Below are 21,416 nucleotides of genomic sequence, written 5' to 3'. Positions count from 1 at the left end.
GCTGCTAATCTCAAAACCACACTCTCCCAGGAGGTCAGGATGGCAGTACAGAACACCGCACCGGGGCAGGACCCGCGCGACCCCCGCCACGCAGCAGCCCCGGACGACGAGCATGCTTCCGTGATCCGTCACGAGGAGCGTCTGGTGATCAACCGCGAGGAGGAGGTCACCGGCCGTGCCCGGCTGCGCAAGTACGTGGTGAGTGAGCCCGTCCGCCAGGAGGTCACCCTCGCCTCGGAGGAGGCCAACGTGGTGCGCACCCCCATCACCGAGGAGGAGCGTCAGGCGTTCCTGGACGGTCGCGAACTGCCCGTGGGTGAGGACGAACTGATCCTGTACCGCACCGAGCCCGTGGTGCAGACCATGCGGGTCCCGTACCAGCGCGTCCGCCTGGTCGCCGAGCGCGTCGAGCGCACCGAGGTCATCGAGGAGACCCTGCGCAAGGAGCGCGTGGACATCGAGACGGACGAGCGCCCCGCGCACTGAGCCACGCGGCGTCGCCCGCGGCAAGAATTTCGAACGGACCGGCATCCCCGAGCGGGGTGCCGGTCCGTCGTCGTAGGTGCTCGCAACGGAACACCCGGCCCGCGGCACCCGCGGTGGGTGCGGCGTCGTCCGCGTCCGCGCCACAGGGGGACGACGCCGCTGCGGCGCCCGGGTGCCCGCGGGGTAGTTTGGTGGGGTGAGCGAAACGACCCTGACCCTGATCCGCCACGGCCAGACGGACTGGAACCTGCAACGGTTGTTGCAGGGCCGCACGGACATCCCCCTCAACGACACGGGCAGGGAACAGGCCCGCGCGGTGGGCCGGGAACTCGCGGCGTCGGGGCGGCACTGGGACGCGCTGGTCTCCTCACCCCTGCAGCGCGCGCGGGAGACGGCCCGGATCATCGGGGCGCAGCTCGGACTCACGCCGTCGGGGACCTACGCGGACCTCGCGGAGCGCTCCTTCGGGGACGCGGAGGGCTACGACTGCACCGGCATGACCGAGGACGAGCGGCACGCGTTCATGGAGGAACACGGTGAGGCGGCCGAGCACGTGGTGCAGCGGGGGATCGCGGTGCTGCGCGAGATCGCCGCGCGGTACCCGCAGCAGGACGTGATGATCGTGGCCCACGGGACGTTCATCCGCCTGACCGCGGGCCGGATCCTGGGGATCGAGCTGCCGAGCCTGCAGAACGGGGAAGTGGTCGAGGTGACCACCGAACAGCTGGCCGCCGCCCGCTGACCGACCTACCGGTCTACTGCTCCGCGCCCGGACGAGCGGCCGCGGTCTCGGTGGCCTCCGTGCGGGCCGGACGGTGCGCGTACATCAGCGCGAGTCCGGTGAAGACGAAACCACCCACCAGGTTGCCCAGCAGCACGGGGATCTGGTTCCAGATCCACCAGTCGCCCAGCCCCACGTCCGCGCCCATGAGCATGCCCATGGGGATCATGAAGAAGTTGACCACGGCGTGCTCGAAGCCCAGGCCGTAGAACGCCATGATGGGCAGCCAGATGGCCGCGATCTTGCCGATGGTGTCCTTGGAGACCATGCCCATGAACACGCCCAGGCACACGAGCCAGTTGCACAGCATGGCCTTGACGAACACGGTGGCCATGCCCGCGAGCCCCAGGGCCTCGTACGCGGTGGTCTTGTCCTGGGCGGTCTGGGCGAAGCGTTCACCCAACGCGCCGGCGTCGTGCGAACCGAAGCCCGTGAGCCCGGCCGCGTAGAGCAGGGCGAACGCCACGGCGCCGATCAGGTGACCGATGATCACCATGAGGCAGTACCGGCCCACCGCGGACCACGGGACGAGCCCGCGCACGGCGGCCATGGGGGTCAGGGCGAAACCGCCCGTGACGAGTTCCATGCCCATGAGGGTCACGATCGTGATGCCGGCGGGGAACAGCAGGGCCCCCACCACGGAGGAGCCGGAGCTCACGGCGGCCGAGACCGCGAAGGACGTGGTGGCGCCCAGCAGCGCACCGCCCAGGATCCCCTGCAGGATCAGTCTGCCGGAGGAGGTCGTGGCCTTGGTCTTGCCGGCGGTGATGGCTTCCTCCACCACGACCGGGGGTTTCACGTTGCTCATGGAACGTCAACTCTCTGTTCGGGACGTCGACCCCGTGGGGTGAGGCGGGGCGGTCGCGGACCTCTCGGGCGGGTGATCCGTCGAAGGGCGAAATAAACCGTGACCGCACGAGTGTAAGACCACGGGGTGACACGGGCGCGGTCTGGCTCCCGCGCTCCGGGAGTCATAGGGTTGGGGACAACGCGGCAGTGTGGCCGTGGAGAGTGCGGACGCGAGGGTTTCGGGAGAACGCCCGAGCGTCCTCACGGGTACCCCGATCGGGTATCACGTGCCACGCCGCGCAGTTCCGACCCGTCTCGACGACAGCTAAGGCGTGATGTAGTAGTGACCCCTCCCCAAGCCACGACCCAGGCCATCCCCACGGTGTGGCAGCGACCGCGGTGGAACGCGGCGCGGACATGGATCAACGAGTACTACCGCGCCGTCCCGGACGCGGACATGGCGGGCACCGATCAGGACGTGCACACGCAACGCGCCGAGACCCACCGGGAGGTGGGCCGCACCCGCCGCCCGGACGAGCTGTGCATCGACGTCCGGGAGGACCACGGGGCCACCGTGTTGTACATGGTCACCACGGACATGCCGTTCCTGGTGTCCACGCTGACCACGGAGATCGCGGCCAACTGGGGTGGCGCACAGCTCGTGCTGCACCCGTTGCTGCTCGCCACGCGGGACGCCGGGTCCCACGAACTGGTCTCCCTCGAGCGGGTCCCCAACATCTCCGCCGTGTCCTCCGGGGACACCACGGCCATCCCGCTCACGGACGCGCTGCGCGACGGCGCGGACACCGGTCACACGGACACCGCCGTCGAGTCCTGGATCCGCGTGGAGCTGCACCGCTCGCTCGACGACGACGCCCGCGCCCAACTCGCGCAGCACATCACCGACCTGGTCGCCGACGTGCACCGCGTGGCCGAGGACCAGGAGGCCATGCACCGCCAGACGCGGGAGATCGCGCAGTCCCTGCGGTCCCTGGACGAGCTCACGTTCGCGGACGGTTCCCACCTGCCGGACGTGCAGGCCGGTCGGGAGTTCCTCGAGTGGCTCGGGGACGGGAACTTCGTGTTCATGGGCGTCAAGCGCTACGACCTCGAGTCGGACGGGGACGACGCCGTCCTGCGTTCCCGCCCGGACACGGGCCTGGGACTGCTGCGCGAGGAGGGCTCCACGGGCCACGCGCAGAAGCTCACGGGTCTCGGCAGCCGCCATGCCCGGGACCACCAGGCCGTGTTCGTGACCAAGGCCAACCGGCGCTCGTCGATCCACCGCCGGGAGTACCTGGACTACATCGGTGTGCGCACGTTCACCGAGGACGGCGAGGTGGACGGGGAGTACCTGATCCTGGGGCTGTTCTCCCGCCACGCCTACTCGGTCCCCGCGCAGGTGACCCCCATGGTCCAGGACAAGGTGGAACGGGTCGTGCGCGAGTTCGGGTTCCTGCCGGACTCGCATTCCGCGCGTGACCTCATGGGCATCATCGAGGACTACCCGCGGGACGAGCTGTTCCACATGAGTGCGGAGGAGTTGTACCGCACGGCGTCGGGTGTGCTCGCGCTCAACGAACGGCGCCAGACCCGCTTGTTCCTGCGTCAGGACACGTTCGGTCGGTTCATGTCCGCGGTGGTATATCTCCCCCGCGACCGGTACAACACGTCCGTGCGTCAGCGCATCGAGTCGCAGCTCATGGACGTCTTCGACGCCGAGGCGATCGATTTCGAGGTGCGCCTGACGTCGTCGTCCCTCGCGCGCTTGTTCTTCCGCATCCGCTTGCCGTACACCGGCGAGGTGCGGGAGTTCGACCACGAAGACCTCGAGTCGCGCCTGCGCGCGGCCGTGCGCTCGTGGCCGGAGTCCCTGGACCGGGCCATCGGTCTGGAGTTCGGCGACGAGCGGGCCGCGTCCCTGTGCCCCGTGTGGGACGAGGCGTTCCCCGGTTCGTACCGCGAGGACTACGAGATCGAGGAGGCCGTCCAGGACCTCAAGCGCTGCGAGGAGCTGTGGGGCCGGGACCCGAACCTCCCCGCCGAGGTCCGCGTGGCACACACCGGCGATCAGGTGCGGCTCAACATCTACCTGACCCAGTCGCTGTCCCTCACGGAGCTGTTGCCGCTGTTGCACAACATGGGTCTGCGCGTGCTGGACCAGCGCCCGTACACGGTCACCCCCGCGGACGGCCGCGAGTTCCAGCTCTACGACTTCGGCGTGGAGCTGCCCGCGGACGTGGACCCCGAGGGCCCTGAGGACGCCAAGACCGAGGACCTCATCGAGGACACCCTGTGCGCGGTGCTCTCCGGCCGGTCCGAGTCGGACAGCCTGGATCGCCTCGTGCTCACCGAGCGCATGGGGTGGCGCACCGTGGCGGTGCTGCGCGCCTACGTCCGCTACCTGCTGCAGCTGGGCTACTCCAACTCGTTCGAGTTCATCTCGGACACCCTCGTGGAGTACCCGCGCGCCACCCGTGAGCTCGCCGAGCTGTTCTCCGCGAGCTTCGATCCCGAGCGTTTCGCGGAGGACAACGCCGCTCGCGAGAGTGCGCGCGAGTCGTCGCTCGAGCGCCTGGACGAGGTCCTGGACGAGGTGCCCAGCCTGGATGCGGACCGGCTGTTCCGTTCGCTCGCGGACGTGGTGAAGGCGACCCTGCGCACCAACGTGTTCCAGTCCCGGCCCACCATGGCGTTCAAGCTGGACCCCGCCGCAATCCCTGCCGCACCGCAGCCCCGCCCGGCCTTCGAGATCTGGGTGTGGTCCCCGCGGGTCGAGGGAACGCACTTGCGCTTTGGTCACGTGGCCCGCGGTGGGCTGCGCTGGTCCGACCGGCGCGAGGACTTCCGCACCGAGGTGCTGGGTCTCGTGAAGGCCCAGATGGTCAAGAACGCGGTGATCGTGCCCACCGGTGCCAAGGGTGGCTTCTTCCCCAAGCAGTTGCCGGATCCGCAGGTGGACCGCGAGGCGTGGCTCACCGAGGGCCGGGAGGCGTACAAGCTGTTCATCGCGTCCCTGTTGGACGTCACCGACAACATCGAGCGTGAGACCGAGGCCGGCGCGGCGGGTGAGCAGCGCGCCGAGGGCGATGCGGCGTCGTCGTCCGGGGATGCCGAGCGCGAGGCGGACTCCGGGGACACCGTGGTGCACCCCGAGAACGTGATCCGTCGCGACGGCGACGACTCCTACCTGGTCGTGGCCGCGGACAAGGGCACCGCCGCGTTCTCGGACACCGCGAACGCCATCTCGCTGGAGCGGGACTTCTGGCTCGGGGACGCGTTCGCGTCCGGCGGGTCCGTGGGTTACGACCACAAGGCCATGGGCATCACGGCCCGCGGCGCGTGGGAATCGGTCAAGCGCCACTTCTTCGAGCTGGGCGTGGACACCCAGTCCGAGGCGTTCACCGTGGTGGGCGTGGGTGACATGTCCGGGGACGTGTTCGGCAACGGCATGCTGCTGTCCGAGCACATCCACCTGATCGCCGCGTTCGACCACCGGGACATCTTCCTGGACCCCACCCCGGACGCCGCGGCCTCCTACCAGGAACGCGAACGGCTGTTCAACGCCGGGCGCACGTCCTGGCAGGACTTCGACCGGGACGTGATCTCCGAGGGTGGCGGCGTGTTCTCGCGTCGCGACAAGTCCATCCCGCTGTCCCCGCAGGTGCGCGAGGCACTGGGCATCGAGGACGACGTCGAGTCGCTCAGCCCGCAGGAACTCGTGCGCAGGGTGCTGCTCGCGCCCGCGGACCTGCTGTACAACGGCGGGATCGGGACCTACGTGAAGGCGTCCACCGAGACCCACCAGGACGTGGGGGACAAGGTCAACGACGCCATCCGCGTCAACGGCGAGGACCTGCGCGTGAAGGTCATCGGTGAGGGCGGCAACCTGGGGGCCACCCAGCTCGGCCGCATCGAGGCCGCGTTGCACGGGATCCTGGTCAACACGGACGCGATCGACAACTCGGGCGGTGTGGAGTCCTCCGACCGCGAGGTCAACATCAAGATCCTCGTGGACGGCATGGTCCAGGCCGGGCTTCTGGGCGAGGACGAGCGCGCCGAGTTCATCGAGTCCATGACGGACGAGGTCGCCGAACTCGTGCTGCGCACCAACGTGGCCCAGAACGTCCTGCTGACCACCGAGCGCGCTCGCGGTGTGGAGTTCACCGAGACGTTCATCCGGCTCATGCACTGGTTGGAGGAGCACGCGGACCTCAACCGCGAGCTCGAGTTCCTGCCCTCGGACGAGCAACTGCGCGAACGAGCCACCCAGGACCAGCCCCTGACCGGGCCGGAACTGTCCGTGCTGACCGCTTACGCCAAGATCCAGCTCACGGGTGCGCTCGTGGACAGTGACCTGGCGCAGGACCCGTGGTTCGGCCGGACCCTGGCCCAGTACTTCCCGGCGCAGATCCGGGAGCGGTTCGGGGACCAGCTGGACAGCCACCCGCTGCGCAAGGAGATCATCTCCACCATGGTGGCCAACCAGATCATCAACTACGGGGGCATCGCGTTCGCTTACCGGGTCGTGGCGGACTCCGGGGCCGAGCTCGCGGACGTGGCCCGCGCGTTCACCGCGGCCGTGGAGATCTTCGACCTCGAGGACTACGCGTCCCGCCACGCCCACGTGGGTGCGGACATCCCCCTGGAGCTGTGGAACCAGATGTCGCTGCGGATGCGGCGGCTGTTGGACCGCGTGGTGCGCTGGTTCCTGCACCGCCAGGAAGCCGGGGACGGCATCCAGGAGCTCGTGGACGCCTACCGACCCACCGTGCAACTGCGCTTCGGTAACGACCGCTTGCTGGGTGAGGAATCCGCCGAGCGCGCCCGGACCGAGGCCGAGCTCGCCGAGCGCCAGGGCGTGCCCCGCGCACTCGCCGTGGAATGGGCGGAACTGCTCGACGCGTTCGCGCTGCTCGACGTCGCCCGGCTCGCCCAGGCGCAGGGCATCGCGGGGTACGAGTCCGGCGACGCCGCAGCGTCGTCGGGCGACACCGCGCAGGGTTCCGGCGAGGGCGTGACCGTGCAGATGATCGCCCGCGTGTACTTCGCGCTGTTCGACCGCTACGGCCTGGAGAACCTGCTCAACCGGATCACGGCCCTGCCGCAGACCACGCGGTGGGAGAACATGGCCCGGATCGCCATGCGCGAGGACCTGTACTCCACGCTCGTGGCGCTCGCTGGTCAGGCCCTGGACTCCCCGGGTGACAACGCCCAGGAGAAGGTCCAGGCGTGGGAGCAGGAGAACGCGGACCGGCTCGAGCGGTTGCGGGAGGTCCTGGACGAGATCGAGTCCATGGCCGACAGCGACGACGCCGGCGCCGAACTCGCCGCGCTGTCCGTGGCACTGCGGACGCTGCGCAGCGCGCTGTCCGACTGAGTCGGGAGGGTCCCGCCGCGTAGGTGGCTTCGGCCGCTTGTGAGTCGGGACGTGACCGGGGGCCCGGGTGACGATACGACGTCGCCCGGGCCTCCGGTCATTCCTGGACCCGGATCAGCCCCCGGGCGCCCCGCTCAGCTTCGGCGAACGAGTGATTGACGAACGTGTAGGTCCCGGGCTCGCGGAAATCGAGTTCCACGAAGCCGCCCTGCGCTGGTGCGAGATCCAGGGCCTGGGCGCCGCCCGTCCCGCCGGGATTACCGGGTCCATCGGGGGAGAGCTGGTACGCGCCCTCCTTGTACACGGTGTCGAACTGGCCGCCCACCACGTGGAAGCTCAGCCCCTCGGACGGGCCGGCCGCGAGCACCCAGATCCGCACGCGCTCTCCCGGGCGGGCCGTGAGCGGGTCGTGCATGTACTGGGTGGCATGGCCGTTGAACATCGTGAATGAGGGTTGCTTCGCGGCGATCTTCTCCGGGTTCACCACGGCGTTGACTCCCTCCGGGAGATCGGGTTGATCCGGGGACGGGGCCGCGAGGTACGTCTCGCTCTGCACGAGCAGGTATTCACGGTCCACGCTCGGCAGGTTCGGGGGATCGATGATCACCGCGCCGAACATGCCCGCTGCGACATGACTGCTCATGGGCATGGTGGAGCAGTGGTAGAGCCAGATCCCGGAGCGGTGGGCCGTGAACCGATACACGAGCGATTCGCCGGGGGCGATCGTGCGCATGGCCTGGTCGGGGGAGATGTCCCCCGCGTGGAAGTCCACCGAGTGACCCATGGTGCCGCCGTTGGTCAAGGTGATCTCGAAGGTGTCACCCACCTTCCCGCGCAGTGTGGGTCCCATGTACTGACCGTTGTAGGTCCACGCGTCCAGGGTCACGCCGGGGGCCACCTCGCGGGCCACTTCCTGGACGTCCAGGGTCATCCGGTGCACGGTTTCGTTCGATGCGGGGGCCAGTTCGGGGGAGCGGGTCGTGAACCCTTCACCGGGGGCGGCGTTGAAATCCGCCGCCTGCGCCGGGTCCGTTCCGGTGTGCTCCGCGTGCCCGTGTGAACCGTGGGAGCCGTCCGTTCCGGTGGCGGTAACCTCTTGGCCTTGTGCGTCCACGGGAATCACGTCGACGGTCATCCCCATCGAGCGGTGACCGATCACCGAGCACCACCCCTCCAGCCGGTTGCTGATCACTCCCACGTCCACGGTCGCGGAGGCACCCGGGTCCAGGCGGCCCGAGGTGGCCCCGTTGGCGAAGACGAGATCGTGCACCGTGGTGGGGTCGTCGTTGGTCAGGTGAACCACCAGGCGGTTGCCCTGCGGTACCCGGATCTCGGACGGGTCGAAACGCATGTCCTGCCGGGCATGCATCGTGACCTCGGTGGTCTCGCCGGTGCCCTCCGCGCTCGAACTGTTGCCTCCGGCCAGTGAGAAACCGGCGGATTGGGGTGCGACGGCGATCCCCGCCGCGATCGCGAGCAGCACCGTGAGCACCCCGGCCAGGAACTGGGTGGCCGCTCCCATCCCCCGGCGGGAGGGCTCGGCCGCGTTTGCCCCGGTGTGGTCCGTGGTCGTGGTGCCGGCCGCGCGTTCGGCGACGGCGCGGCGTCGTGCGGCGATGGCCACCTTGGCCGAGGAGATCATGAGCGGGATGAAGGCCGCGAGGGCCACGGCCCCCACGATCGACACGAGCGCGCGGACCCACGAGGGCAGGACCCCGGCGGGCAGGGCGAACAATGCGATGCACAGGTTGGCGACCGTGACGCGGTAGACCCCCGCGCGGTTCATGGCGGCCAGGGACGCGCGCACGGTCGCGGGGCCGCCGCCCATGGTCGAGGGCAGGATGTAACTCATGGCGCCGAAGAGGGTCTGCACCAGGAACCCCGCCACGAAGGGGATCGTGAGGGACTGCGCCACGGAGGTCTCCACCCCGCGGGTCAGCACGAGCCACGCGGCCAGGACGGTGGTCACCACGAGCCAGGCGATCCCCGAGGCCACGGACCATCCCATGTAGCCCTCGGGGCGGCGCTGCATCCCGGTCCGCAGCATGAGCCACCCCACAGTGGCCGCGCCGGCGGCGTAGAGCAGCAACGCGGCGGCTGTGAGCGGGGCTGTTCCGAGGAGCGCGAACACGGCCGCGAGGAGACTGCCCGCGGCCATGAGGGGCAGAGCGATGCGTGACAACCGCACCGCGTCGTCGCGCATCCGGGTGCGCAGGATCGTGGGCCACAGCGTCAGCAGGGTCGCGCATACCGTGAGGCCCACGAATCCCAGGACGTTGACGGCCTGGTGTGCCAGCAGGAGCCGGGAGTGCCACGTCGCGGAGAGATCGCGGGCCAGGATCGCGCCGAACACCGCGCCCATGGGCAGGAAGAACGCGGCCGTGGCGTACCAGCGCACGGTGAGTCCGAATCGCGCGGGCAGAGCGGTGCGTAATTGTGCCAGCAGGGCCAGGCCGTGCCAGGTGAGCATCACGCCGATCACGGTGGCCGCGATCACGGTGAGCCACCACCAGTTCGCGAGCATCCCCACGATCAACAGGGCGGTGCCCGCCGTGACGCCGTAGATCCGCACAATCTGCCGGGGGCGGTCGGAGTCCGGGAGCTTGTGGTGCAGCAGCGCCTCGGTGAAGTGCTGGGACCACACCATGATGGACGTGGTGATCAGCCCGAGCGTGACCATGTGCACCATGAGCCATCGGGTGTCCGGGATCCACCGGTGCGCCGCGATCACGATCACCAGGGCCACGAGCCACCACCGCACGGGCTTGCCCGCGGTGCGGTGCCACGAGCGGCCCTTGCGGGCGGTGGAGGTGCTGGGCCGCTGCGGGGCACTGATGGGGGGCACGCTGAATCCGTTCCTTAATTGGTGTACGAAATACCATAATAGGCGGCTGCCGGTGCCGCCCGGACCGCCAGGGGGACCTCCGCCCGAACCTCCGCCCGGACCGCCGGCCGGATCGGCGCGGGCCCCACCGTTCTGATCGCCGTTCATCGGCCACGAGCCTGCGGAACCACCGGTGTCACCGGGTGTTGTGCATGGGTTGCGCAGTCGATGACGGCCTCCGCGCGCCGCACTCCGCCGCGGCGGGCCGTTCGTCAGCGGCCCTGCCCGTACGATGAGGGCGTGACCGCAGACATCATCGCCACTATCGCGACAGCCGTCCTCATCGTCATCGGCTGCGTGGGGATCGTGGTCCCGGTGCTCCCGGGCTCCATCACCGCGTTGATCGGGTTGATCATCTGGGCGTTCGTGGTGCGCGCCCCCGAGGGGTGGGTCGTGCTCGCCCTGGGCAGCACGCTTTTGCTCGCGGGGATGTCCGCGAGTCTCGTTCTCACCGGTAGCAAGCTCAAACGTCGGGCCATCCCGAACCGCACACTGATCTTCGGTGTGGTGGGCGCGGTGATCGGGATGTTCGTGATCCCCGTGGTGGGCCTGTTCATCGGTTTCGTGGTGGGACTCCTGCTGTCCGAGACCGTGCGCAACAGGGACTTCAACACTGCACTGAGCACATCGTGGGTGGCCGCGAAGGCCATGGGCGTGGGCATCCTGGTGGAACTGTCGTGCGCCCTGCTGGCCTCACTGACGTTCATCATCGGGGCGATCGTCTATTTCGTCACCGTGAACTGAGGTCCACCCCGGCGCCCCGCCCGCGGACGAATCCGTGAGTCACCCCGGACCACGCGATAACTCTCAGCCGCTCCCGGGCCGCTGAGTAACTTTCAGGCATTCCCAGGTCGCTGAGTAACTCTCAGGCGTTCCAAAGCCATCCTGGACATATCAGTCATTCCGAGGCCACCCGCGAATTCTTAGTCACTCTGGAGCCACATGCGGCTGGCCCCCATGGCCTCACGGCGCCTGAAAATTGCGAGGTGGCCTCACAGCGCCCAAGAGTTCCGCAGTGGCCTCACGGTGCCCCAGAGTTCTCAGTCATTCCGAGGCCATCTCCTAAATCTGAGGCACGCTGAAGCCACAGGCGGCCACCCAAAGTGGCTTTGCGATGCCCAGAAGTTTCGCGGTGGCCTCACAGCGCCCAAGAGTTCCGGGGTAGCCTCTCGGTGCCTGGATATTCCGGGGTGGCCTCACGGTGTCCGGAAGTTCCCGGCGGGCCGAACTCGCCACGCAGGTGCACCCGTAAGCCCACCCCGTGGCGCCCCCGCCTCAGCCCCGCCAGGGGAGGGGGATGACCTCCACGTCCTGGCCGGCGCTCATGCCGTCCTCCGGAACCACCAGGAGCACGTCCGCGTGGGCGAGACCCGAGAGCATCGTGGGGCCCACGGTGGGTTCCGGCAACACACGGCCGTCCTGGAGGTAGGCGGGGATCACGCGGGTGCGGCCGGTGGCCTCGAGGTCCTGACCCGCGGTGACGCGGCGCGTGAGCGGCATGGCCTCACCCTTGGCCCCGGCGATCAGTGCGTGCCCCACACTCAGCAGACCGGTCATCGCGGACAGCGGTGAACCGGGCAGCGCGAGCACCACGGGGCCGTCGTCCGGCAATTGGGCCACGATCACTCCGTGGGCGGGTTCCTGCGCCACGCCGTCGATGATGAGGTGGGCCCCCAGATCTTCGAGGGCCTTACGGACGTGGTCGTCCTCCCCGTGACCCGTGCCGCCGGTGCTCACCACGATCTCCGCACGGGCGTCGAGCAGCGAGCTCGCACCCATGGGGGCTTCCGTGAACGCGGAGATCATGCCGTCCGCGCCGTCGGCCACGCGCCGGACCTGATCCACGTTCGCGCCGAGCTCCCGCAGTGCGGCGGGCAGCTGCAGTCCGAGGACGTCGCGCACCTCACCGGGGCCGGGGATGCCGTCCTCGACCACGTTGGCGAAACCCAGCAGCACGGTCACGCGCGGGCGGCGTCGTACGGGGAGCATGTCATGGCCCGCGCTCGCGGCGAGACCGAGGTGGGCGGGGTTGAGCTTGCGACCGGCGCGCAGCAACAGATCGCCCTGCTCGATCTCCTCTCCCACGGCCCGGACGTCCTGGTTCTTCACGAGGGTCGCGGCGGGCGTGGCGTCCTCGAGGGTGTCGCCCTCCTCGGCTCGGCGGCCGTGCTCACCGCTCGGCATGTCACGGGCCGCGGGGTCGGCGGGGACCACGTGACCCCGGTGGGCCTCGAGCACCGCGCGGGTCCCGAACGGAACGGCGTCCCCGGCGTTGACGTGGGTGGCCTCACCCGGCTTGAGCTCCACCACCGGGAGGATGCGCTGGTCCGGGGGCAGGGTCAGCAGCAGGCGCTCATCGGTCTCGGCGGGGCGCGGCATGCGGATCCGCCACGGCCCCTCCCCGGCCACGGCCCAGCCGTCCGCGGCGGCGGAGGCGTAGTGGGGCACGGGCATCTCGGCGGTCACGGACTCGGCGAGGATCTCGTCGAGGCATTTCGCTAGGGGCAGCAGGATGTTGGGCAGGGAGTGCGGGGTGCCGTAGGCGATGCGTCGGGCCTCGTCCCACGACGCCCAGCGCACGGTCGGTTCCGACGCCGCTGAACGGTTCTCGCGCTGGTCGTCGTCCTCGTGAGCGGCGGGATCGTGCTGGTGCGGAAGTCCGGGCATGATGTCTCCTCGACGTGGCGATTCAGTGCAGGTCGAACCTACGCACATCTTCCCACGTATCCACGTCGCTCGTGCTGGCGTGGGGGACCGGGACGGTGTCCAGCCTCAGATGACGCCACACGGAGCGCACGGACACGTCGACCGTGGGGACCTCGCGCAGCACCGCGCTCAGCGCCGCGGAACGGATCAGCACGGCGAGGTTCTCGGCCCGGCCCTCGTCGGACAGCGCCATCACGCCGTCGACCTCCGGGGAGGCGTCCTCCGCTGCTCGCACGAGCGCGGGCAGTGCGCGGTCGACATGCGGCATGTCGCACGCGAGCACCGCCGTCCATTCGTTCCGTTCGGTCAATCCGTCCAGGACGACGACGCCCGCGGCCACCGCGGCCGCCGGTCCCGAGAAGGGTGGATCCTCCCGGGTGTGCAACACGTCCGACGGCAGCCGCGGATCCTCGGGCCCCACGACCACCACGGCACCGAACGGGCGCACCGCCGCGACCGTGTGGGCCACCAGCGTGGATCCCTCGAGGGACAACTGGGCCTTGGGGGTGCCACCCAGTCGGGAGGAGCGGCCCCCGGCCACGACCACGGTATCGAAGGGCAGCTGCAAGGCCGGGTCCGGGGAGGAGGGCACGGCTCAGCGGGTGGGGGCGGCGTCGTCGGACTCTGCACCCACGGCACGCGACTTCTTGGGCAACCCGGCGATGCGCAGCGCGCACTCCACGGCCACGAGCACGAACGCGATGTAGTACAGGATCATGGTGGGGTAGAAGTACGGCAGCTGCTGGCTCATGCCCACGAGGGACAGCACCACCAGGACCACGGACAGCACCAGGATGACCATGTGTGCCGTGCCGAACGCGCCGGGGCGACCCTTGCGGGCCAGGTACATGGCCGCGAGCGCGAAGAGGATGGGGAACAGCAGCTGCCCCGTGAGCGTGATGCCGTCCTGGACGTAGGGGTAGATGCCCATGGCCTGGACGAGCGCGGTGATCACGAGCAGCACGGGAGCGACGAACGACTTCATGGGGCACCAGTCTACGGGCGCGGGCCCCGGCTCTCCGTGACCGGGTCGGGCATTGCCGGCCGGGCGGGGACGACGTCGCACGGTCGCCCCGCGAGCGCCTGGAGCCGTTCGCGCGGACGTCCGGGGACGACGTCGCTCGGTCGCCTCGCGAGCCCCCGGTTGCCGGTGCGCGGACGCCGTCGGGAGGCGCCCTCGCGGACACCCCGACAATAGGCCATGTGAAAGCCTCGAGCGCCCGCACGAGGTGGCAGGTGGGGACCCCGACATGCCCCGAGAATCGGCGGCAGGGCGGCATCTATTAGTCCAGCTAAATATGCCGTATTCCCGCACGTCACACGGGTTCACCGCAATGTCCGAGCCACGCCGAACAAAATACGCATTTTCGATACCAAAACGGCCTAGCATGCCGGTATGGCAACTACCGAGACCCCCGCCGGGATCGACGGACCGGCATCAGATGCGCTGTTGAAAATGGGACGTTTCTTCTCCCGCTGGGAGGAGACGCCGGACGGCCGCGCCGTCTTCCGTGAGGGTGGTCGCGCGGGTGACGCCTTCTACCGCAACCGCTGGAGCCACGACAAGGTGGTGCGCTCCACCCACGGTGTGAACTGCACGGGGTCGTGCTCGTGGAAGGTGTACGTCAAGGACGGCATCATCACGTGGGAGGCGCAGGAGACGGACTACCCCTCCGTGGGTCCGGACCGCCCCGAGTACGAGCCCCGCGGGTGCCCGCGCGGTGCGGCGTTCTCGTGGTACACCTACTCGCCCACCCGCGTGCGCTACCCGTACATCCGGGGCGTGCTGTTGCAGATGTACCGCGAGGCCAAGCAGCTCCACCACGATCCGGTGCTCGCGTGGGAGTCGATCGTCAACGACCCCGTCAAGCGTCGGGAGTTCCAGCAGGCCCGCGGCAAGGGCGGGTTGGTGCGCGCGAGCTGGCAGGAGGCCGTGGAGATGACCGCGGCCGCGCACGTGCACACCATCAAGACCTACGGCCCGGACCGGTGCACGGGGTTCTCGCCGATCCCCGCGATGTCCATGGTGTCCCACGCGGCGGGTGCGCGGTTCATCAACCTCATCGGTGGGGTCATGAACAGCTTCTACGACTGGTACGCCGATCTGCCCGTGGCCTCGCCGCAGGTCTTCGGCGACCAGACGGACGTCCCCGAGTCCGGGGACTGGTGGGATGCCACCTACCTCATGATGTGGGGTTCCAACATCCCCGTGACCCGCACCCCGGACGCGCACTGGCTCGCGGAGGTGCGCTACCGCGGGACCAAGGTGGTCTCGGTGAGCCCGGACTACGCGGACAACACCAAGTTCGCGGACGAGTGGTTGCCCGCCCAGGCCGGCACGGACGCCGCGCTCGCCATGGGCATGGGTCACGTGATCCTCAAGGAGAACTTCGTGGACCGCCGCGTGCGGTTCTTCGAGGAGTACGTCCTGCAGTACACGGACCTCCCGTTCCTCATCTCGCTCGACGAGCGCGCGGACGGCACGGTGGTCCCGGACAAGTTCGTCACCGCGGAGGACCTCGCGGCAGCGGGTGATCCCGACGCCGCCGGGCAGGCCGATCCCGCGTTCAAGACCGTCCTGCTGGACCGGCACACGCACCAGGCCGTGATCCCGCAGGGCTCCATGGGCTTCCGCTACAACGACCAGGACGAGGGCAAGTGGAACCTGGACCTGGGGGACACCCTGCCCGCGCTGTCGATCGCGGATTCGGCCGGGTACGACGGCGGTGTGACCCACCTGGATCTGCCCGCGTTCACCGACCCCACGGGGGCCGGTTCCACGATCCGCCGCGGCGTGCCCACCACCACGGTGGCCGGGCGCACCGTGACCACGGTCTTCGACATCATGCTCGCGCAGTACGGCGTGGGTCGCGAGGGCCTGCCGGGTGAGTGGTCCGCCGGCTACGACGACGCGCACACCCCCTACACCCCCGCGTGGCAGGAAGAGGTCACGTCCGTCCCCGCGGAGGCCGTGATCCGCACGGCCCGCGAGTTCGCGGCGAACGCGGAGAAGTCCCGCGGACGCTCCATGATCATCCTGGGCGCGGGCATCTGTCAGTGGTACCACGGTGACACCACGTACCGGGCCATCCTGGCCATGCTCATGCTGTGCGGTTGCCAGGGGCGCAACGGCGGCGGATGGGCCCACTACGTGGGTCAGGAGAAGGCCCGCCCCATCACCGGGTGGGCGGCCATGGCGTCCGCGAACGACTGGATGCGTCCCCCGCGGTTCATGATCGGCACCGCGTTCTGGTACATGCACACGGACCAGTGGCGCTCGGACGGGTACTCCTCCGACTCCCTGCAGTCGCCGCTCGCGGAGGGCCACCTGAGGGGCATGCACACCGCGGACGTCGTGGCCCAGTCCACGCGGCTCGGGTGGATGCCGTTCTACCCGCAGTTCCACGAGAACTCGCTGGACGTCGCGGACGCGGCGATCGCGGGTGTGGAACGCGGCGAAGCGGCGTCGGAACCCGAATGGATCGCGGCCAAGCTCAAGAACGGCGAGCTGAACTTCGCGGTCGAGGACCCGGACGCCCCCGAGAACTGGCCGCGCACCCTCGTGCTGTGGCGCTCCAACCTGTTCGGTTCCTCTGCGAAGGGCGAGGAGTACTTCCTCAAGCACCTGCTCGGGACCAGCAACAGCGTGCAGGGGCAGGACCACGCCGAGTCCAAACCGCACGACGTGCGCTGGCGCGAGGAGGCCCCCGAGGGGAAGCTGGACCTGTTGGTCTCCGCGGACTTCCGCATGACGTCCTCCACGCTGCTGAGCGACGTCGTCTTCCCCGCGGCCACGTGGTACGAGAAGTTCGACCTCTCCTCCACGGACATGCACCCCTACGTGCACGCGTTCACCCCGGCGATCACCCCGCCGTGGGAGGCCAAGACGGACTGGAAGCTGTTCCAGTTGCTCGCGGACGAGGTCGGTCGGCTCTCGGCCGGGCACCTGGACACCCGCAAGGACGTGGTGGCCACCGCGCTGCAGCACGACACCCCGGGGGAGATCGCCCAACCCGGTGGACGCGTGCCCGAGTGGAAGGGCACGGACGTTCCCGCCGTGCCGGGCAAGAACTTGCCCCAACTGAAGATCGTGGAGCGCGACTACACGGCCATCGGGGACAAGTTCGTGGCACTCGGCCCGCTCGCGGACAAGCTCGGGCTGACCACCAAGAACGTCACGTTCGACGTCACCGGGGTCGTGGACCGACTGGGCCGCCAGCACGGCGTGTTCGACTCCGGCCCGGCCGAGGGCCGCCCCGCGTTGGACTCGGACGCCCGGATGGCGGAGGCCATCCTGAGCCTGTCCGGGACCACCAACGGCGCGCTCGCGACCCAGGGCTTCGAGACCCTCGAGAAGCGTGTGGGCAAACCGCTCGCGGACCTCTCCCGGGGTTCCGAGGAGAAGGTGATCACCTTCAAGGAGACCCAGCAGGCCCCCGTGCCCGTGATCACATCGCCCGAGTGGTCCGGTTCCGAGACCGGCGGTCGCAGGTACGCGCCGTTCACGGTGAACATCGAACGCCTCAAGCCGTTCCACACCCTGACCGGTCGCATGCACTTCTTCCTGGACCACGACTGGCTCAAGGACATGGGGGAGATGCTGCCCATCTACCGGCCCCCGCTGGACATGCACAGGCTCTTCGGCGAACCACAGCTCGGGGAGAAGGGTGAACTGTCGATCGCGGTGCGCTACCTGACCCCGCACAACAAGTGGTCCATCCACTCCGAGTACCAGGACAACCTGTTCATGTTGTCCCTCTCCCGCGGTGGCACCACCGTGTGGATGGCCCCGCAGGACGCCCGGGCCATCGAGGTCAAGGACAACGACTGGGTCGAGTGCGTCAACACCAACGGCGTGTTCGTGGGCCGCGCGGTGGTCTCCCACCGCATGCCGGAGGGTGTGGTGTACGTCCACCACGCGCAGGAGCGCACGATCGACGTCCCCAAGTCCGAGACCACGGGCAAGCGCGGCGGGATCCACAACTCCGTCACGCGCATCCTGGTCAAACCCACCCACATGATCGGTGGCTACGCCCACCTGTCCTGGGCCTTCAACTACATGGGGCCCACCGGAAACCAACGGGACATCGTGTCCGTGGTCCGCAAGCGTTCCCAGGAGGTCGAGTACTGATGCGTGTGATGTCCCAAGTTGCCATGGTGATGACCCTGGACAAGTGCATCGGCTGTCACACCTGTTCGGTCACGTGCAAGCAGGCGTGGACCAACCGGGCGGGCACCGAGTACGTGTGGTTCAACAACGTGGAGACCCGCCCCGGTCAGGGCTACCCGCGCCGCTACGAGGACCAGGAGCGGTGGAAGGGCGGCTGGGAACTGAACCGGCGCGGCAACCTCAAACTCAAGTCCGGTGGCCGGCTCAAGAAGCTCGCGCAGTTGTTCGCGTCCCCGGTGCAGCCGGAACTCGCGGACTACTACGAGCCGTGGACCTACGACTACGAGAACCTGGTCAACGCCCCCGCGAGCGACGACTTCCCCGTGGCCCGGCCCAAGTCCCTGATTACGGGTGAGGACACCAAGATCGAGTGGTCCGCCAACTGGGACGACGATCTCGGTGGCGCCACCGAGATGGGTCATCTGGACCCCGTGGTGCAGAAGCTGCGGGACGAGGCGAACGACCGGATCAAGTTCGAGTTCGAACAGACCTTCATGTTCTACCTGCCGCGGTTGTGCGAGCACTGCCTCAACCCGTCCTGCATGGCCTCGTGCCCGTCCGGCGCCATCTACAAGCGTTCCGAGGACGGGATCGTGCTCGTGGACCAAGACCGCTGCCGTGGGTGGCGCCAGTGCGTGACCGGGTGCCCGTACAAGAAGATCTACTACAACCACAAGTCCGGCAAGGCCGAGAAGTGCACGTTCTGCTACCCCCGCATCGAGGTGGGCATCCCCACGGTGTGCGCGGAGACGTGCGTGGGGCGCATGCGCTACATCGGCATCTTCCTGTACGACGCCGACAAGGTCACCCAGGCGGCCGCCACACCCAACGAGCAGGACCTCTACGAGGCCCAGCTGGACCTCATGCTGGACCCCGACGACCCCGAGGTGATCGACGCCGCGCGCCGTGACGGGATCCCCGAGGACTGGCTCGAGGCGGCCCGCAAGTCGCCGGTGTACGCGCTCGCCAAGACCCTGCGCGTGGCCCTGCCGCTGCACCCCGAGTACCGCACCATGCCCATGGTCTGGTACGTCCCGCCGCTGTCGCCCATCGTGGACCTGCTCAAGGAACAGGGCCACGACGGCGAGGACCCGGAGAACCTGTTCGGCGCCATCGAGTCCCTGCGGATCCCGGTGGAGTACCTCGCGGAACTGTTCACCGCGGGGGACACCGAGCTGGTCACCCACGTGCTGCGCAAGCTCGCCGCGATGCGCGCCTACATGCGCAACGTCACCCTCGGTGACGAACCGGACGAGTCGATCGCCCAGGCCGTGGGGATGACGGGTTCCGAGATCCGCCAGATGTACCGGCTCATGGCGATCGCCAAGTACGACGAGCGCTACGTGATCCCCGCCGCCCACGTCGAGGACGCCCACAACCTCGAAGAGATCGGGTGCTCCCTGGACGTGGACGGCGGCCCGGGCATGGGCCAGACCGGCGTGTTCGGTGAGGCCTCCGGCCGACCCACGCCGGTCGCCGTCGAGAACTTCGCAGCCTTGCGGGCACGGCAGACAGGCGAGGACCCCACGGGCAACGACCAGTTGGCCGGTCGCGTGAACCTGCTCAACTGGGACGGCAACGGGACCCCCGCGGGACTGTTCCCGGCGCAACCGGAGCGGGATGCGGCGTCGCTCGCGGCGACCTCCGACAACCCGGGTTCGCGACCGGACCAGGGCACCGCCGGGGCGAGCGGGGGCCGGTGATGGGGCTGTTGTCGAGCCTTCTGGGCAGGGCCGGGAAGGGGACCGTGGAGGTGCCCGGGTACCGGGACCGCAACCCGCAGCGTTCTGCGGTGATCCGCCAATCGGCGGCGCTGCTGCTGAGCTATCCGCGCCCCGAGGTGATCGAGCAGCTGCCCCTCGTGGAGCGGGCGCTGTCCGAGGTGGACGTGGACCCCGAGCAGGTGGCACCCCTGACCCGGTGGCTGCGGGAATCGGACCTGCGGGAGATCCAGGGCGACTACGTCCAGGAGTTCGACCTGTCCCGGCGCCACAGCCTGCACTTGACGTACTGGACGGATGGTGACACGCGCCGTCGTGGTGAGGCCCTGTCCGCGTTCAAACAGGTCTACCGCGCGCACGGGTGCGAGTTCGGGGACGAGGAACTGCCGGACCACCTGCCCGTGGTGCTCGAATTCGCCGCGCGGGTCTCCGGCGAGGACGGTTTCGAGCTGTTGCAGCGCTACCGCCCGTCCCTGGAACTGTTGCGTCTGGCGCTGATCCGGGACGACCTGCCCCAGGCATGCGCCGTGGAACTCGTGTGCTCCACGCTTCCCGGGCCCTCGCCCGAGGACGAGTCCGCCGTGGCCCGGATGGCCGGTTACGGACCGCCCACCGAGGCCGTGGGCCTGGACGCCTACGACCCCCGCCTGCTGCCCATGACCGGAGGAAACCAGTGAACGTGATCGACACCCTCTTGTGGGGGATCCTGCCGTACGTGGTCATGCTGACCCTCGTGGGAGGGCTGATCTGGCGGTACAAGTACGACCAGTTCGGGTGGACGACGCGCTCGTCCCAGCTCTACGAGTCCCGGTTGCTGCGCATCGCGTCGCCGCTGTTCCACTTCGGCATCCTGGCCGTGCTCGTGGGGCACATCATGGGGCTCGTGATCCCCAAGTCCTGGACGGAGGCGGCGGGTTTGTCCCAGCACGCCTACCACTTCCTGGCGCTGTCCATCGGCTCGGTGGCCGGTGTGGGCACGCTCGTGGGCATCGTGATGCTCATCGTCCGCCGCCGCCGGACCGGGCCCGTGTTCATGGCCACCACGGCCAACGACAAGTTCATGTACGTGATGCTGCTGGGCGCGATCCTGGCCGGTCTGGCCACCACGGTGCTGTCCGTGTTCGACCCCGCTACCGTGGACTACCGCGAAACGGTGTCCCCGTGGTTCCGGTCCCTGTGGATCCTGCAACCGGACGTGGGGGCCATGGCCGCCGCCTCCACGAGCTTCCACGTGCACGTGCTGTGGGGCATGGCCCTGTTCGCGGTGTGGCCGTTCACCCGCCTGGTCCACGCCTTCACCGCGCCGCTGCACTACCTCTTCCGCCCATACATCGTCTACCGCTCGCGGGGTAACGCCCCGCGTGCCGGTTCCGTGAACTACCGCCGCGGTTGGGAGCCCATCGGCACCCAGGACCGCGCCAGTTCACGACGCCGCACGCGGCCCCCGCGCGAACGCTCCGGTTCCACGCGCGTCAAGTAACCCGGCCCCTTCCCGCCCC

Annotated in this window: 13 protein-coding genes; 8 read left to right on the top strand and 5 right to left on the bottom strand. The window is 69.1% G+C overall.

Going from position 1 to position 21,416, the window contains the following annotated elements; genetic code table 11:
• Positions 1–39: 39 nt before the first annotated feature.
• A complete protein-coding gene (locus AS25_RS10265) occupies positions 40–486 on the top strand; it encodes a YsnF/AvaK domain-containing protein (protein WP_035964880.1) in 447 nt (148 codons plus the stop codon).
• 196 nt (positions 487–682) lie between these two features.
• Positions 683–1,228 carry a histidine phosphatase family protein gene (locus AS25_RS10260; protein WP_035964879.1) on the top strand — a complete coding sequence of 182 codons (546 nt, stop codon included), beginning with the start codon at positions 683–685 and terminating at the stop codon, positions 1,226–1,228.
• A 13-nt stretch (positions 1,229–1,241) separates the two neighbouring features.
• Here AS25_RS10260 and AS25_RS10255 read toward each other — a convergent pair whose 3' ends face one another.
• Positions 1,242–2,075, bottom strand: coding sequence for a formate/nitrite transporter family protein (locus tag AS25_RS10255; RefSeq protein ID WP_035964878.1), 834 nt, complete (start codon positions 2,073–2,075; stop codon positions 1,242–1,244).
• A 324-nt stretch (positions 2,076–2,399) separates the two neighbouring features.
• Here AS25_RS10255 and AS25_RS10250 point away from each other — a divergent pair, with 324 nt between their 5' ends.
• Positions 2,400–7,436, top strand: coding sequence for an NAD-glutamate dehydrogenase (locus tag AS25_RS10250; RefSeq protein ID WP_035964877.1), 5,037 nt, complete (start codon positions 2,400–2,402; stop codon positions 7,434–7,436).
• A gap of 97 nt (positions 7,437–7,533) precedes the next feature.
• Here the strand turns inward: AS25_RS10250 and AS25_RS10245 are convergent, their stop codons facing one another.
• Positions 7,534–10,281 carry a multicopper oxidase domain-containing protein gene (locus AS25_RS10245; protein WP_035964876.1) on the bottom strand — a complete coding sequence of 916 codons (2,748 nt, stop codon included), beginning with the start codon at positions 10,279–10,281 and terminating at the stop codon, positions 7,534–7,536.
• Between the two features lie 279 nt (positions 10,282–10,560).
• On the opposite strand from AS25_RS10245, the gene AS25_RS10240 reads away from it, so the two are divergent.
• Positions 10,561–11,064, top strand: coding sequence for a DUF456 domain-containing protein (locus tag AS25_RS10240; protein ID WP_035964874.1), 504 nt, complete (start codon positions 10,561–10,563; stop codon positions 11,062–11,064).
• A 531-nt stretch (positions 11,065–11,595) separates the two neighbouring features.
• Here the strand turns inward: AS25_RS10240 and AS25_RS10235 are convergent.
• The 3 genes from AS25_RS10235 to AS25_RS10225 are packed head-to-tail and all read right to left on the bottom strand — an operon-like array spanning position 11,596 to position 14,011.
• On the bottom strand, positions 11,596–12,987 hold the full coding sequence (locus AS25_RS10235) for a molybdopterin molybdotransferase MoeA (protein WP_035964872.1): 1,392 nt from the start codon (positions 12,985–12,987) through the stop codon (positions 11,596–11,598).
• Between the two features lie 22 nt (positions 12,988–13,009).
• Complete coding sequence (gene mobA / locus AS25_RS10230) at positions 13,010–13,618, bottom strand: molybdenum cofactor guanylyltransferase (protein WP_052160895.1); 609 nt, start codon at positions 13,616–13,618, stop codon at positions 13,010–13,012.
• Positions 13,619–13,621: 3 nt separating this feature from the next.
• Positions 13,622–14,011: a hypothetical protein gene (locus tag AS25_RS10225; protein ID WP_035964870.1), complete on the bottom strand. Its 390-nt coding sequence runs from the start codon at positions 14,009–14,011 to the stop codon at positions 13,622–13,624.
• 411 nt (positions 14,012–14,422) lie between these two features.
• Between AS25_RS10225 and AS25_RS10220 the strand changes: the two genes are divergently transcribed.
• Genes AS25_RS10220 through narI form a run of 4 tightly spaced genes read left to right on the top strand, consistent with a single transcriptional unit; the run spans position 14,423 to position 21,397 of the window.
• Entirely contained in the window at positions 14,423–18,157 is a 3,735-nt protein-coding gene (locus AS25_RS10220) for a nitrate reductase subunit alpha (protein ID WP_035964868.1), read from the top strand.
• Positions 18,157–19,899 carry a nitrate reductase subunit beta gene (gene narH / locus AS25_RS10215; protein WP_052160894.1) on the top strand — a complete coding sequence of 581 codons (1,743 nt, stop codon included), beginning with the start codon at positions 18,157–18,159 and terminating at the stop codon, positions 19,897–19,899. Before AS25_RS10220 ends, narH begins: the two co-directional genes overlap by 1 nt.
• Positions 19,899–20,594, top strand: coding sequence for a nitrate reductase molybdenum cofactor assembly chaperone (gene narJ, locus AS25_RS10210; RefSeq protein WP_035964867.1), 696 nt, complete (start codon positions 19,899–19,901; stop codon positions 20,592–20,594). Before narH ends, narJ begins: the two co-directional genes overlap by 1 nt.
• Positions 20,591–21,397, top strand: coding sequence for a respiratory nitrate reductase subunit gamma (narI, locus tag AS25_RS10205; protein WP_035964865.1), 807 nt, complete (start codon positions 20,591–20,593; stop codon positions 21,395–21,397). The genes narJ and narI overlap by 4 nt, the downstream gene beginning before the upstream one ends.
• The last annotated feature ends 19 nt before the right edge of the window (positions 21,398–21,416 follow it).

This window comes from Kocuria marina, assembly GCF_000786655.1.
GTDB lineage: Bacteria > Actinomycetota > Actinomycetes > Actinomycetales > Micrococcaceae > Kocuria > Kocuria marina_A.
This window is presented reverse-complemented; position numbering and strand designations above follow the sequence as displayed.